Raw genomic sequence first — 14,047 nt, forward strand, 5'->3', positions numbered from 1 at the left:
GCGGGCCGCCGCACCGGCCGCTCTGCCCGCGCCCCGGGCGGGACGGGCCGGGGCCGGCGGGAGCTGGCCCTTCATCGGGCCCCACTCGTTGGGGTCCGGGACGCCCGGGGGCAGCATCTGGCGGCGACGCGGGCCGCCGTGCTCGGCCTCGCCGGGTTCCTTGGCGCCGGGCCAGGCCTTGGCGACGCGGGCGGCGAGGACGAAGTCCTTGCGCAGCGGGTGCCCTTCGAAGCTCTCCGGCAGCAGCAGGTGGTCCAGTCCCGGGTGGCCGGTGAAGTCGATGCCGAACATCTCGTACGTCTCGCGTTCGTGCCAGGCGGCACCCGCGTAGACGTGCACGGCGGTCGGCAGCGCCGGGGACTCGTGCGGGACGGTGGTGCGCAGGAGCAGTCGGCGGACCGGCGACAGCGCGGCGACGTGGGCCGCGACGCGGAAGCCGGTGCCGGGTTCGTCGACGGCGCTCAGCCAGTCGAAGTAGGTGCAGCCGAGGCGGTCGCGTGCCGTCTCCAGGGCGGAGATCCAGGCGGCGGGCGGTACGTCGACGGTGAGGACGTCGTACGACTCCTCGGCCGTGGCGTCCGCGCCGAACAGCTCCTCGGCGTCGGCGGGGAGCCAGCCGACGGCGGTCATCGGTCGCCCCCCGCACCCGGCGCACCCGGCGCGTCAGGCGCGTCCGCCGGTCCGGACGCCCCCGGCCCGGGCGGCCGGACCAGGCCGCTCTGCAGGGCCGCCGTGGAGGGCCGGGAGGCCGCGTACCGCTCCCCCAGCGACTCGCGGGCGATCTTCTCCTGGAGTTTCAGGATGCCCTGGAGCAGCGCCTCGGGCCGGGGCGGGCACCCGGGCACGTAGACGTCGACGGGGATGATCTGGTCGACGCCCTTGGTCACGGAGTAGGAGTCCCAGTAGGGGCCGCCGCAGTTGCTGCACGCGCCGAAGGAGATGACGTACTTCGGCTCGGGCATCTGCTCGTAGAGCCGCTTCACGGCGGGCGCCATCTTGTCGGTGACCGTGCCGGAGACGACCATCAGGTCGGCCTGGCGCGGGCCCGGGGCGAACGGGATGACGCCGAGGCGGATGAAGTCGTGGCGGGCCATCGACGCGGCGATGAACTCGATGGCGCAGCAGGCGAGGCCGAAGTTGAAGACCCAGAGGGAGTAGCGGCGGCCCCAGTTGAGGATGACCTTCATGGGTTCCGGGGCCAGCCGGGAGAGCACGCCCAGCTTGCCGCCGCCGCCCGGTGCGGACGGCAGGGCGGGGTCCGGCAGCAGCACCGGCTCGGTTCCCGGGGCGGCGCTGCCCGGTGCGGGGGCCCAGCCGGTGTCCCGGGCGGCGGGCGAGGCGGAGGTCGCGGGAGTCACGTCCATGTCAGGACGCCCTTCTTGTATGCGTACAGCAGGCCGACGGCGAGGAAGCCGAGGAAGATGAACATCTCCACGAGGGTGGTCGCTCCGTAGCCGTCCGCGGCGAAGACGGTCGCCCAGGGGAACAGGAAGACCGAGTCGACGGCGAAGATGACGTAGAGGAACGCGTAGACGTAGTAGCGGACCTGGGTGTGGGCCCAGCCCTCGCCGACGGGGTCGACGCCGCACTCGTACGTCAGCAGTTTCTCGGGGGTCGGGACGACGGGCCGCAGCAGCCGGCCCGCTCCGAAGGCGACGGCGACGAACAGCACGCCGACGACGGCGAGCAGCCCGACGACCGAGTACGCCTGGAAGTAGTCCGCCGCGACGTGCGCAGCGACGACGGTCGAGTCGATGACGGTCGAGTCGACGACGGTCGGTTCCCGCACGTCCGCCCCTCACTCCTCGGCTGTGTTGTCCCGGTTCCGCGCTGTGACCGCCGGTGTCCGACGATCTGTACGGACGGGAGTCTAGGCCCTGATAAAGGCACGGTAAGCGGCCCGTCGCCCTCTCTTCCCGGGGGGTGGGGTTTTCCCCAGGGAACGAGGGCGGTCGCCCTCATGGCGCGGGCCCCCGGCGGGCGGGCAGGCTAGGGCGCATGACCGAGCATGGCGACCCCCGCGACCTCGGCGGCCTGCATGTCCCCGCCGGCCGCGACGCGTACGGCGACCGCCCGCCGCCGCCCCGTTTCGCGTTCGACCGGCACACCTGGAAGGAGATCGCGCATCTCCTGCTGAACCTCCCGGTGTCCCTGGTCGGCTTCACCTACGTCGTGACCGTGCTGTTCACGAGTGCCTGGCTGACCGTCACCGTGATCGGGTTCCCGCTGCTCGCCGCCGCCCTGATGGGTGCGCGGCTGCTGGGCAGGGCGGAACGGGCCCGGGCGCGGGCGCTGCTCGGGGTGCGGGTGGACGAGCCGAGCCGGCTGCCGATGCGCGGCTCGGTCGGGTTCTGGCCGCAGTTGTGGATGGCGGTGAAGGACCCGGTGGGCTGGCGCACCATGCTCTACGAGCTGATCCGGCTGCCGTGGGGCGTCCTCACCTTCACGATCACGCTGACGTCACTGTTCGTGCTGTGGCCGGTGCTGCCCTATCTCGCGCGCGGGATGGCGGACGTGGACCGGGCGATGGTGCGGGGGCTGCTGTCGCCGTCCGACGAGCTGGAGCGGCGCATCGCCGAACTGGAGTCGGACCGGGGCGTGGTCGTCGACACGGCGGCGGCGGACCTGCGGCGCATCGAGCGCGATCTGCACGACGGGGCACAGGCCCGGCTGGTCAACCTCGCCATGGGGCTGGGCCTGGCCAAGGAGAAGCTGACCGAGGACCCGGACGCGGCGGCGGCGATGGTCGAGGAGGCCCACGGCGAGGTGAAGCTGGCGCTCCAGGAGCTGCGGGACCTGGCCCGGGGCATCCACCCGGCGGTGCTGACCGACCGGGGCCTGGACGCGGCCCTGTCGTCGGTCGCCACCCGCTGCACGGTGCCCGTGAAGGTGACGGTCGACCTGGCCGAACGTCCGGCGGCGGCCATCGAGGGCATCGCGTACTTCACGGTGTCGGAGCTGCTGCAGAACGTGAGCAAGCACAGCGGGGCGCGGTCCGCCTCGGTCGACGTGTGGCGCACCGACAACCGGCTGCTGGTGCAGGTGTGGGACGACGGCCGGGGCGGCGCGAGCCTGGAGCGGGGCACCGGGATGCGGGGGCTCGCCGACCGGCTGGGCGCGGTCGACGGGCTGTTCGTCGTGGACTCGCCGGAGGGCGGGCCGACGACGGTGACGGCGGAACTGCCCTGGCGGGACCGCTCCGACGCCCACACGGGCACCCCGTTCCTACCCCGGGCCCCCCGCACCACCGCACCCTGACGCACGACACCCGACACCCGACACCCGACACCTGACGCACGACACCCGACGCACGACGCCCACGACCGCATGCCGCAGACACACGCCCGGGCCCACGCCCGGGCCCACGCCTGCGCGGCATTGCCCGGCGGGCGGCCGGGTCACCGCGGGTGGGGTTAACCCCCCGTCCAGGACTGCGACGGACTCCATGGTCCGGCGACCTGGGGCGGAGCAGGCTGGAGATACGACACCACAGCCGCCGGACAGGGAGAAGGACGACGCCGATGGCCACCGATCACGGACAGGGCGACGGGTACGGCTACGGGCCGTCCCACGGACTCGGCAGCGCACCGGGCCACCGGGGCACCGCCGAGCGCCGCCACCGGCTGCCGGCCGCGCTGCGGGCGCCGGTCGAGGGCCGCAGCTGGCGGGAGCTGGGATACGTCCTGCTGAGCCTGCCGATCGGCATCATGCTGTTCACCTACGCGGTCACGATGGTGTCGCTGGGGGCGGGCCTGCTGGTGACCTTCCTGGGCGTCCCGGTGCTGGCGGCGGCGCTCGCCGGGTGCCGCGGGATCGGGGCGGTGGAGCGGGCGCGGGCCCGGGCGCTGCTGGACCTGGAGGTGGACGAGCCGGAGCCGCTGCGGATGCGGAAGCCGGGCGCGATGGCCTGGATGGGGGCGGTGCTCAAGAGCGGCACCTCCTGGCGGGCCCTGCTGTACTCGCTGCTCCAGATGCCGTGGTCGGTCTTCACCTTCACCGTGTCGGTGACGTTCTGGTCGATCGGCTGGACGCTGCTGACGTACCCCCTGTGGTTCTGGGTCTTCCCGGCCTACGCGGGGCAGGGCGGGATCCAGCTGTACGGGGACGAGCAGCACCGGATCTACCTGGACAACGCCTTCGAGGTCACGGTGACCGCGCTGGTGGGGCTGCTGTTCACGATCGCCACGCCGTGGATCGTGCGGGCGCTGACGACGGTCGACCGGGTGATGGTGCACGGGCTGCTGGGCCCGTCGCGGCTGGCGACGCGGGTGGTGGAGCTGGAGTCGGACCGGGGCGTGGTCGTCGACACCGCGGCGGCTGACCTGCGGCGCATCGAGCGCGATCTGCACGACGGGGCGCAGGCCCGGCTGGTCAACCTGGCCATGGGGCTGGGCCTGGCCAAGGAGAAGCTGCGGGAGGACCCGCAGGTCGCGGCGCGGATGGTGGACGAGGCGCACGGCGAGGTGAAGACGGCACTGCAGGAGCTGCGGGACCTGGCCCGGGGCATCCATCCGGCGGTGCTGACCGACCGGGGCCTGGACGCGGCGCTGTCGTCGGTGGCCTCGCGGTGCACGGTGCCGGTGCAGGTCGAGGTGGACCTGACGGAGCGGCCCGCGTCGGCGATCGAGGGCATCGCGTACTTCACGGTGTCGGAGCTGCTGCAGAACATCAGCAAGCACTCCCGGGCGACCTCGGCGACCGTCGAGGTGTGGCGGACGGAGAGCCGGCTGATGCTCCAGGTCACGGACAACGGGGTGGGCGGTGCCGACGTGTCCGCCGGGTCCGGGCTCGCGGGTCTGGCGGAGCGGCTGGACGCGGTGGACGGCGTGCTGGTGGTCGACTCCCCGGCCGGCGGTCCGACCCGCGTGACGGCGGAGCTGCCGTGGCGCACCGAACCTGGCCGGTGAACCGGGCCCGGTGAAACGCGGCCGGGGAACCCGGGAGCCGGTGACGGCCCCGGCTCCCTACAGGCGGCCGCCTCCCGGGAGGCGGCGTCCCGGTCCCTCAGGAGCGTCCTCGCCTTCCGTCCCCCGGCGGACACTCCCGCCCGCGTCCCCCTCCGCACGGCCCGGCCGAGCTGGGATGCTGGGTCCTGTCGACCGGGGCCGCCACACGGGCGGTCCCGGGACAACGGGCTTGGGGGGCCGAGAAACGTGGAGGACAGGGTGCGGGTGGTCATCGCCGAGGATTCGGTGCTGCTGCGGGAGGGACTGACCAGGCTGCTGACCGACCGGGGCCACGAGGTCGTGGCGGGAGTGGGCGACGGCGACGCGCTGATCAAGACCATCGGCGAGCTGGCCGACCAGGGGGGCCTCCCGGACGTCGTGGTCGCCGACGTGCGCATGCCGCCGACCCACACCGACGAGGGCGTGCGCGCGGCGGTGCAGCTGCGCAGGTCGCACCCCGGGGTCGGGGTGCTGGTGCTGTCGCAGTACGTGGAGGAGCGGTACGCCACCGAACTGCTCGCCGGTTCCAGCCGGGGCGTCGGCTATCTGCTCAAGGACCGGGTGGCCGAAGTGCGTGAGTTCGTGGACGCGGTGGTCCGGGTGGCCGAGGGCGGTACGGCCCTGGACCCGGAGGTGGTCGCCCAGCTGCTCGGGCGCAGCCGCAAGCAGGACGTGCTCGCGGGACTCACCCCGCGGGAGCGCGAGGTGCTGGGCCTGATGGCCGAGGGGCGGACGAACTCGGCGATCGCCCGGCAGCTGGTGGTGAGCGACGGTGCCGTGGAGAAGCACGTCAGCAACATCTTCATGAAGCTGGGCCTGTCCCCCAGCGACGGCGACCACCGCAGGGTGCTGGCCGTGCTCACCTACCTGAACTCCTGAGCCCCGCCCGCCCCCGGCCGGAGCGGGCCGGAGCGGCCGCCCGTACGGGCGATCCCCGTGGGCCGGACCGCGCCGTACGGGCGATTCCCGCCGACGGGGCCGAACCGGTGCGGGAGCGGGCCGCGTCTTGGATGGAAAGGGCCGGGAGGCCGGAAACCGGCGTGATTCAAGGGAAAAGGTGGGACACATCGGCAGGCCGCGACGGCTCGCGGTCGTGTCCAATATGCGAATGACTCAAGGAAGGCGACCCTTACGGACGTAGGGTTGATCCAGGGAGGGCCTGCGGGAGGGCCGTCCCGGACAGCCGCCTCGAGGAGGTCCAGTTCAGTGACCAGTCAGGTCAGCAGCCCAGCGGAGCAGGCCGACGGAGCAGTCGTAGGAGAGCAGCGCAAAACGGCGGGAGCGAAGGACGTCCGCCGGCTCGACCGGGTGATCATCAGGTTCGCGGGGGACTCGGGTGACGGCATGCAGCTCACCGGTGACCGCTTCACCTCGGAGACCGCGTCGTTCGGCAACGACCTGTCGACCCTGCCGAACTTCCCCGCGGAGATCCGCGCGCCCGCCGGCACCCTGCCGGGTGTCTCGTCCTTCCAGCTGCATTTCGCCGACCACGACATCCTCACCCCGGGTGACGCGCCGAACGTCCTGGTGGCGATGAACCCGGCCGCGCTGCGGGCGAACATCGGGGATCTGCCGCGCGGCGCGGAGATCATCGTCAACACGGACGAGTTCACCAAGCGGGCGATGGCCAAGGTCGGCTACGACAGCAACCCGCTGGAGGACGGCTCGCTCGACGGCTACAGCCTCCATCCGGTGCCGCTGACGACGCTGACGGTCGAGGCGCTGAAGGAGTTCGACCTGAGCCGCAAGGAGGCCGAGCGCAGCAAGAACATGTTCGCGCTGGGCCTGCTGAGCTGGATGTACCACCGTCCCACCGAGGGCACCGAGCGGTTCCTGAAGACGAAGTTCGCGAAGAAGCCGGACATCGCGGCGGCCAACATCGCCGCCTACCGGGCGGGCTGGAACTTCGGCGAGACCACCGAGGACTTCGCCGTCTCCTACGAGGTGGCCCCGGCCGCGACGGCGTTCCCGCCGGGCGTCTACCGGAACATCTCGGGGAACCTGGCGCTGGCGTACGGCCTGATCGCGGCGTCCCGGCAGGCGGACCTGCCGCTGTTCCTGGGGTCCTACCCGATCACCCCGGCCTCCGACATCCTGCACGAGCTGAGCCGCCACAAGAACTTCGGCGTGCGCACCTTCCAGGCGGAGGACGAGATCGCGGGCATCGGCGCGGCGCTGGGGGCGGCCTTCGGGGGGTCCCTCGCGGTCACGACGACGTCCGGTCCCGGGGTGGCGCTGAAGTCGGAGACGATCGGGCTGGCGGTGTCGCTGGAGCTGCCGCTGCTGATCGTGGACATCCAGCGCGGCGGCCCGTCGACGGGTCTGCCGACCAAGACGGAGCAGGCGGACCTGCTCCAGGCGATGTACGGGCGCAACGGCGAGGCCCCGGTGCCGGTGGTGGCGCCGCGCACGCCGGCGGACTGCTTCGACGCCGCGCTGGAGGCGGCCCGGATCGCGCTGACGTACCGGACGCCGGTGTTCCTGCTGTCGGACGGCTATCTGGCCAACGGCTCGGAGCCGTGGCGGGTGCCGGACCTGGAGGAGCTGCCGGATTTGGGCGTGCAGTTCGCGCAGGGCCCCAACCACTCCCTGGACGACGGCACCGAGGTGTTCTGGCCGTACAAGCGGGACCCGCGGACGCTGGCGCGGCCGTGGGCGATCCCGGGCACCCCGGGGCTGGAGCACCGCATCGGCGGCATCGAGAAGCAGGACGGCACGGGCAACATCTCCTACGACCCGGCCAACCACGACTTCATGGTCCGCACCCGGCAGGCGAAGGTCGACGGCGTCGACGTCCCCGACCTCGACGTGGACGACCCGGACGGCGCGCGGACGCTGGTCCTCGGCTGGGGGTCGACGTACGGGCCGATCACGGCGGCCGTGCGGCGGCTGCGCCGGGCCGGGGAGTCGGTGGCGCAGGCGCACCTGCGGCACATCAACCCGTTCCCGAAGAACCTCGGCGAGATTCTCCGGGCGTACGACAAGGTGGTGGTGCCCGAGATGAACCTCGGCCAGCTCGCCACCCTGATCCGGGCGAAGTACCTGGTCGACGCGCAGTCCTACAACCAGGTGAACGGCATGCCGTTCAAGGCGGAGCAGCTCGCCACGGCTCTGAAGGAGGCCATCGATGGCTGAGACGTCCACACGAGGCACGGGCACGATCGGACCGCTCTCGCTGGTGCCGAAGGCCGAGGGCAAGCAGTCCATGAAGGACTTCAAGTCCGATCAGGAAGTGCGCTGGTGCCCGGGGTGCGGCGACTACGCCGTCCTCGCCGCCGTGCAGGGCTTCATGCCCCAGCTCGGCCTGGCGCGGGAGAACATCGTCTTCGTCTCCGGCATCGGCTGCTCGTCCCGCTTCCCGTACTACATGAACACCTACGGGATGCACTCCATCCACGGCCGCGCCCCGGCCATCGCGACCGGTCTCGCGGCGTCCCGGCGCGACCTGAGCGTGTGGGTGGTGACGGGTGACGGCGACGCGCTGTCCATCGGCGGCAACCACCTGATCCACGCCCTGCGGCGCAACGTCAACCTGAAGATCCTGCTGTTCAACAACCGGATCTACGGTCTGACCAAGGGCCAGTACAGCCCGACCTCCGAGGTCGGCAAGATCACCAAGTCGACGCCGATGGGGTCGCTGGACGCCCCGTTCAACCCGGTGTCGCTGGCGCTCGGCGCGGAGGCGTCGTTCGTGGCCCGCACGGTCGACTCGGACCGCAAGCACCTCACCGAGGTGCTGCGGCAGGCCGCGGACCACCCGGGCACCGCCCTGGTGGAGATCTACCAGAACTGCAACATCTTCAACGACGGCGCCTTCGAGGTCCTCAAGGACCGGCAGCAGGCCGAGGAGGCGGTGATCCGGCTTGAGCACGGGCAGCCGATCCGCTTCGGCAGCGAGGGCTCCAAGGGCGTCGTGCGGGACCGGGAGACCGGCGACCTCCGCATCGTGGCGGTGACGCCGGAGAACGAGGCCGACGTGCTGGTCCACGACGCGCACGCCGCGTCGCCGACCACCGCGTTCGCGCTGTCCCGGCTCGCCGACCCGGACACGCTGCACCACACCCCGATCGGGGTGCTGCGGTCGGTGGACCGTCCGGTCTACGACACGCTGATGTCCGACCAGCTCGACACCGCCGTCGAGCAGCACGGCAAGGGCGACCTCGCCGCCCTCCTCGCGGGCGGTGACACCTGGACCGTCGTCGGCTGACGGCGGTCCCTCGCGGCGCGCGCACCGGGGCCCGGACACCGAGCGTGTCCGGGCCCCGCGTCGTGCGCCGGGCGGCCGGCCCGGCGGCTCAGGAGGCGCGGGCGTCGTCGTAGGCGCGCCGGGCGGCCAGCACGTCGGCGGTGCGCTTCTCGGTCCACCGGGCCAGGTCGCGGACCTGTTCGGCGGCCTCGCGGCCCAGACCGGTGAGGGAGTAGTCGACGCGGGGCGGGATGACGGGCCGGGCGTCGCGGTGCACCAGGCCGTCGCGCTCCAGCGTCTGGAGGGTCTGGGTGAGCATCTTCTCGCTGACCCGGCCGATGGCCCGGCGCAGTTCGCTGAACCGGTGCGGCCGGTCCAGCAGGTGGATCAGCACCAGCACGCCCCAGCGGCTGGTCACGTGCTCCAGGATCAGGCGGTGCGGGCACATCGCCTCGGCCTCGTCGCGCCTGTCACGGTTGCTTACCGTCATGCCAGTACCTTACTTCAAAGTGGGTACTTTCCTCTGGTTAGTGCCCCTCCTAGGGTGAGTGACAGAGCCACCCACCCCCGCACAAGGAGTCACGCACCATGAGCATCGTCGTCACCGGCGCCAACGGGCACCTCGGCCGGCACGTCGTCGGACAGCTGCTGGAGAAGGTCCCGGCCGAGCAGGTCACCGCCGTCGTCCGCAGCGCCGGGAAGGCCGCCGACCTCGCCGCGCGCGGGGTACGGATCGCCGTCGCCGACTACAACGCCCCGGAGAGCTTCGACGGCGTCTTCGCGGCCGGGGACAAGGTGCTGCTGATCTCCGGCAGCGAGGTCGACAAGGACCGGGTGGCCCAGCACCGCACCGTGATCGAGGCGGCTCGGGCCGCCGGGGTCGCGCTGCTCGCCTACACCAGCGCCCCGGGCAGCCTGACCGCCTCACTGGCCGACGCCCACCGGGGCACCGAGGAGGTGCTGCGCGGCTCGGGCGTGCCGTACACGCTGCTGCGCAACAGCTGGTACCACGAGGTGTACACCGAGAACCTGGCGCCCGTGCTGGAGCACCGCGCGGTCGTCGCCGCCGCCGGTGACGGCCGCGTCTCCTCCGCCTCGCGCGCCGACTACGCGGCCGCCGCCGTCGCCGTCCTCACCGGCGAGGGCCACGAGAACCGGACCTACGAGCTGGGCGGCGACGAGGCGTGGAGCTTCGCCGAGTACGCGGCCGAGCTGAGCCGGCAGACCGGCGAGGAGATCGCCTACCGTCCGGTCACCGTCGAGGAGCTGACCAGCATCCTGACCGGTGCGGGCCTGCCCGAGCCGGTGGCCGCGGTCTACGCGGGCGTGGACGCCTCCATCGCCCGGGGCGAGCTGGTCGTCGACAGCGGCGACCTGTCCCGCCTGACCGGCCGGCCGACCACCCCGCTGGCCGAGGCGATCGCCGTCGCACTGAAGGGCTGACCGCCGAGCGGCCCTCCCCCGCATCGTCCCGGGCCCCGCTCCCGCCCGCCCGGCACCCCCGCCGTCATGACCGTATCGCGGTACGGGTATGACAGCCGGGGGTGCCGGGCGTTACCGTCGAACAGTGCGGGCGTCGCCCGGGCACGACAGACGTCGGCGATCGAGGGAGGGCCAGTGACCGGGAAGCCGGCCGCCGAAGGGCGCGCAGGACTGCTGAACGGCTTCGCGGCCTATGGCATGTGGGGACTCGTCCCCCTCTTCTGGCCCCTGCTGATACCCGCCGGAGCGGTGGAGATCCTCGCCCACCGGATGGTCTGGTCCCTGTTCTTCGTGGCCGCCGCCCTGCTCTTCATCCGCCGCTGGGCCTGGCTCGGCGAGCTGCTGCGGCAGCCGCGGCGGCTGGCGCTGGTCGCCCTGGCGGCGACAGTCATCAGCCTGAACTGGGGCGTCTACATCTGGGCGGTCAACTCCGGGCACGTCGTCGAGGCGTCACTCGGCTACTTCATCAATCCGCTGGTCACCATCGCGATGGGCGTCCTGCTGCTGAAGGAGCGCCTGCGCCCGGCGCAGTGGGCGGCGGTCGGCGTCGGCGCCGCCGCGGTCGTCGTCCTCACCGTCGGCTACGGCCAGCCACCGTGGATCTCCCTCTGCCTCGCCCTCTCCTTCGCCACGTACGGCCTGGTGAAGAAGAAGGTCGGCCTCGGCGGGGTCGAGTCGCTGGCCGCCGAGAGCTCGATCCTGTTCCTGCCCGCGCTCGGCTACCTGGTGTGGCTGGGCAGCCGGGGCGACGCCACCTTCACCACCGAGGGCACCGGCCACGTGCTGCTGCTCGTCGCCTCCGGGCTCGTCACCGCCCTCCCCCTGGCCTGCTTCGGCGCGGCCGCCATCCGCGTCCCGCTGTCCACGCTGGGGCTGCTCCAGTACCTGACACCGGTCCTGCAGTTCCTGCTCGGCGTCCTGTACTTCAAGGAGGCCATGCCGCCCGAGCGCTGGGCCGGGTTCGCACTGGTGTGGCTGGCGCTCACGCTGCTCACCTGGGACGCGCTGCGCACCGCCCGACGGACCGCGCGCGCCCTCGCCGGACGCAGGAACGGGAGCGGGACGGCCGCCGCGGTCCCGGCGGACGGCGCGGCCGACGGCCCTCAGCCGGTGCCGGCGGGACCCGAGGCGGCCGACGCGGCGAGGGCAAGAACCTGACGCCCGCAGGCCGTGCGGGCGATAGAAAGGCTGCATGACGCAGACTTCGGCATCACCCGTACCCGTGCACTGGAAACTCGTCGTCGACGCCGGGGACCCGCACGCCCAGGCGGACTTCTGGGCGGCGGCCCTCGGCTACCTGGTCGAGGACAACAGCGCCCTGATCGAGCAGCTGCTCGCCGCCGGCGCGCTGCCCGCAGACCTGGTGGTGGACCACCACGGCCGGCGGTCCTTCCGGGACCTGATCGCGGTCCGGCACCCCGAGGACCCGTACGAGGAAAAGAGCGGCACGGGACTCGGCCGGCGGCTGCTCTTCCAGCGGGTGCCCGAGCCGAAGACGGTGAAGAACCGGATCCACCTCGACCTGCACCCCGGCCCGGAGCGCCGCGAGGAGGAGGTCCGGCGGCTGGAACGGCTGGGCGCGCGGGTGCTGCGGGAGGTGCGCGAGCCCTCCGGGTCGTGGACGGTGATGGCCGACCCCGAGTCGAACGAGTTCTGCGTGCAGTGAGGCACCCCGGCGGCACCGGGACGCCCTCACTCGTCCCGGCCCCGCCCTCGCGGACTCCCCCGCGCACACGCGCGTGACCCGGACGGCCCGGACGCCTCCGATATGCGTGACCGCGTGTCCTGATACCGCTCTTGACGGAGAGTCAGTTTCAGATTCACCATCCAGGCACCCCCACACCCAGGGGATGCCTGTGGACGTCCCACGGGCTCACCCGAGGAATTCGGAGCCCCCACATGAAGCTCTCCGTTTCCGTCCGTGCGGCGGCGGCCGGTGCCGTCGCCACCGTCACCCTGCTGGCCGGCGGGACCTCGCCGGCCGGTGCCGCGCCCGCCCCGCGCGCCGCCGCCGCACCCGACATACCCGTGGCCGGCGTCAAGGCCCACCTGGCCCAGCTGCAGTCCATAGCCACCGCCAACGGCGGCAACCGCGCCCACGGCCGCCCCGGCTACCAGGCGTCCCTCACCTACGTGAAGAGCAAGCTGGACGCGGCCGGATACACCACCCGCCTCCAGCAGTTCACCGCCTCCGGGCGCACCGGCTACAACCTGATCGCCGACTGGCCCGGCGGCGACCCGGACCGCGTCGTGATGGCGGGCGCCCACCTCGACGGCGTCAGCTCCGGGCCCGGGATCAACGACAACGGCTCCGGGTCCGCGGCCGTCCTGGAGACCGCCCTCGCCGTCGCCCGGGCCGCCCACCGGCCCGCCGCGCATCTGCGGTTCGCCTGGTGGGGCGCCGAGGAGCTGGGCATGGTCGGCTCCCGCTACTACGTCAACCAGCTCTCCCGCACGGACCGTTCGCGCATCGACGGCTACCTGAACTTCGACATGATCGGCTCGCCGAACCCCGGCTACTTCGTCTACGACGACGATCCCGCGATCGAGAAGACCTTCAAGGACTACTTCGCGGGCATCGGCGTCCCCACCGAGATCGAGACCGAGGGCGACGGCCGCTCCGACCACGCGTCCTTCAAGAACGCGGGTATCCCGGTCGGCGGCCTGTTCACCGGCGCGAGCCGGACCAAGACCGCTGCCCAGGCCGCGAAGTGGGGCGGCACGGCGGGCAGGGCCTTCGACCGCTGCTACCACTCCTCGTGCGACACGACCGCGAACATCGACGACACCGCCCTGGACCGCAACAGCGACGCGATCGCCCACGCGGTGTGGGAGCTGTCGCGCTGACGGCCCCCACGGCCCGCGCCCGCCCGGGCCCCCGCCCCGCTCAGTCCTGCCGGGTGCGGGCCCGTGCGGTCAGCCGGTCCATGCGGGCGCGGGCCGACTCCAGTTCCTCCGGCTCGTCCGCGGCCGGCCCCTCGTCGGCGGCCAGCTCCGCCCACAGGCCGACGAGTTCCCGCCCGAGTTCCAGGCCCAGGTGCGGATCGCGCACCGCCCGCCAGGCGGTGGCCGCACCGCGGACGGAGCTGTAGGCGGCCTCGGCGTCACCCGCGCGGCGGTGGATCGCGGCCAGGTCGAGGCAGGTCCGCAGGGCGGGCTCCGGGCGGCTGGCCAAGTAGTCGATGTACGCGGTCAGTTCCCGCAGCCGGAGCACCTCCGGGTGCTCCGGTCCGAGAGCGGCCGTCGCCTCGGACACGGTCTGCCCGGCCAGCCGCGCGGCCGGGTCGAGCCGGCCCTCCCGGACGGCGTCGCTGATCCGGGCCACGGGCTCGGCCATGGTCCCGCCGGACGGGCCGAGCGGCTCGTCCCCCAGCACCGCCTCCGCCACCGCGTCGAACCCGCGGGGCGGCGCGGGCCGGCCGTCCGGGTCGTG

13 protein-coding genes and 1 pseudogene are annotated in these 14,047 nt (G+C 72.9%); 9 read left to right on the plus strand and 5 right to left on the minus strand.

All coding sequences use genetic code 11. From position 1 onward, the window contains the following. From G3I53_RS08990 to G3I53_RS09000, 3 genes are all read right to left on the minus strand, one after another. On the minus strand, positions 1-630 hold a 630-nt coding region (locus G3I53_RS08990), incomplete at its 3' end, for an NADH-quinone oxidoreductase subunit C (RefSeq protein WP_164438207.1). Then, a complete protein-coding gene (locus tag G3I53_RS08995) occupies positions 627-1,364 on the minus strand; it encodes an NADH-quinone oxidoreductase subunit B (protein ID WP_203592211.1) in 738 nt (245 codons plus the stop codon). The genes G3I53_RS08995 and G3I53_RS08990, both read right to left, overlap by 4 nt. Beyond that, positions 1,355-1,789 (minus strand): NADH-quinone oxidoreductase subunit A, encoded by a 435-nt coding sequence (locus G3I53_RS09000; RefSeq protein WP_164336489.1) that lies wholly within the window; start codon positions 1,787-1,789, stop codon positions 1,355-1,357. The genes G3I53_RS08995 and G3I53_RS09000 overlap by 10 nt, the downstream gene beginning before the upstream one ends. 209 nt (positions 1,790-1,998) lie before the next feature. Between G3I53_RS09000 and G3I53_RS09005 the strand changes: the two genes are divergently transcribed. The 5 genes from G3I53_RS09005 to G3I53_RS09025 all read left to right on the plus strand — a co-directional run bounded on the left by G3I53_RS09005 (position 1,999) and on the right by G3I53_RS09025 (position 9,153). Further along, entirely contained in the window at positions 1,999-3,258 is a 1,260-nt protein-coding gene (locus G3I53_RS09005; protein WP_164336487.1) for a sensor domain-containing protein, read from the plus strand. A 263-nt stretch (positions 3,259-3,521) separates the two neighbouring features. After that, positions 3,522-4,907: a sensor histidine kinase gene (locus G3I53_RS09010; protein WP_164336485.1), complete on the plus strand. Its 1,386-nt coding sequence runs from the start codon at positions 3,522-3,524 to the stop codon at positions 4,905-4,907. Between the two features lie 258 nt (positions 4,908-5,165). Then, positions 5,166-5,825, plus strand: a complete 660-nt coding sequence (locus tag G3I53_RS09015) for a response regulator transcription factor (protein WP_343239743.1) — start codon at positions 5,166-5,168, stop codon at positions 5,823-5,825. A gap of 327 nt (positions 5,826-6,152) precedes the next feature. Continuing rightward, positions 6,153-8,081 (plus strand): 2-oxoacid:acceptor oxidoreductase subunit alpha, encoded by a 1,929-nt coding sequence (locus tag G3I53_RS09020; protein ID WP_164336481.1) that lies wholly within the window; start codon positions 6,153-6,155, stop codon positions 8,079-8,081. Beyond that, positions 8,074-9,153, plus strand: a complete 1,080-nt coding sequence (locus G3I53_RS09025) for a 2-oxoacid:ferredoxin oxidoreductase subunit beta (protein ID WP_164336479.1) — start codon at positions 8,074-8,076, stop codon at positions 9,151-9,153. Before G3I53_RS09020 ends, G3I53_RS09025 begins: the two co-directional genes overlap by 8 nt. A gap of 88 nt (positions 9,154-9,241) precedes the next feature. Here the strand turns inward: G3I53_RS09025 and G3I53_RS09030 are convergent, their stop codons facing one another. Further along, positions 9,242-9,622, minus strand: coding sequence for a helix-turn-helix domain-containing protein (locus G3I53_RS09030; RefSeq protein ID WP_164334267.1), 381 nt, complete (start codon positions 9,620-9,622; stop codon positions 9,242-9,244). Between the two features lie 98 nt (positions 9,623-9,720). Here G3I53_RS09030 and G3I53_RS09035 point away from each other — a divergent pair, with 98 nt between their 5' ends. The 4 genes from G3I53_RS09035 (at position 9,721) to G3I53_RS09050 (ending at position 13,461) form a co-directional block, all read left to right on the plus strand. After that, complete coding sequence (locus G3I53_RS09035; RefSeq protein WP_164334268.1) at positions 9,721-10,575, plus strand: SDR family oxidoreductase; 855 nt, start codon at positions 9,721-9,723, stop codon at positions 10,573-10,575. A 174-nt stretch (positions 10,576-10,749) separates the two neighbouring features. Further along, the gene (gene rarD, locus G3I53_RS09040; protein WP_343240579.1) at positions 10,750-11,772 is read left to right on the plus strand and encodes an EamA family transporter RarD; all 1,023 of its coding nucleotides are present in this window, start codon (positions 10,750-10,752) and stop codon (positions 11,770-11,772) included. 34 nt (positions 11,773-11,806) lie between these two features. After that, positions 11,807-12,280: a VOC family protein gene (locus G3I53_RS09045; protein WP_164334270.1), complete on the plus strand. Its 474-nt coding sequence runs from the start codon at positions 11,807-11,809 to the stop codon at positions 12,278-12,280. A 233-nt stretch (positions 12,281-12,513) separates the two neighbouring features. After that, positions 12,514-13,461, plus strand: coding sequence for a M28 family metallopeptidase (locus G3I53_RS09050; RefSeq protein WP_164334271.1), 948 nt, complete (start codon positions 12,514-12,516; stop codon positions 13,459-13,461). 40 nt (positions 13,462-13,501) lie between these two features. On the opposite strand, the pseudogene G3I53_RS09055 reads toward G3I53_RS09050, so the two are convergent. Continuing rightward, positions 13,502-14,047 (minus strand): annotated as a pseudogene (locus G3I53_RS09055) (tetratricopeptide repeat protein); the annotation flags it as partial.

The sequence above is a fragment of the Streptomyces sp. SID14436 genome (assembly GCF_010548465.1).
In the GTDB taxonomy this organism is placed as follows: Bacteria; Actinomycetota; Actinomycetes; order Streptomycetales; family Streptomycetaceae; genus Streptomyces.

Coding starts and splice junctions, on each gene's coding strand:
- G3I53_RS09010 (WP_164336485.1), top strand. CDS start 3,522: ATGGCCACCGATCACGGACAGGGCGACGGGTACGGCTACGGGCCGTCC.
- G3I53_RS09035 (WP_164334268.1), top strand. CDS start 9,721: ATGAGCATCGTCGTCACCGGCGCCAACGGGCACCTCGGCCGGCACGTC.
- G3I53_RS09025 (WP_164336479.1), top strand. CDS start 8,074: ATGGCTGAGACGTCCACACGAGGCACGGGCACGATCGGACCGCTCTCG.
- G3I53_RS09045 (WP_164334270.1), top strand. CDS start 11,807: ATGACGCAGACTTCGGCATCACCCGTACCCGTGCACTGGAAACTCGTC.
- G3I53_RS09030 (WP_164334267.1), bottom strand. CDS start 9,622: ATGACGGTAAGCAACCGTGACAGGCGCGACGAGGCCGAGGCGATGTGC.
- G3I53_RS09050 (WP_164334271.1), top strand. CDS start 12,514: ATGAAGCTCTCCGTTTCCGTCCGTGCGGCGGCGGCCGGTGCCGTCGCC.
- G3I53_RS08995 (WP_203592211.1), bottom strand. CDS start 1,364: ATGGACGTGACTCCCGCGACCTCCGCCTCGCCCGCCGCCCGGGACACC.
- G3I53_RS09005 (WP_164336487.1), top strand. CDS start 1,999: ATGACCGAGCATGGCGACCCCCGCGACCTCGGCGGCCTGCATGTCCCC.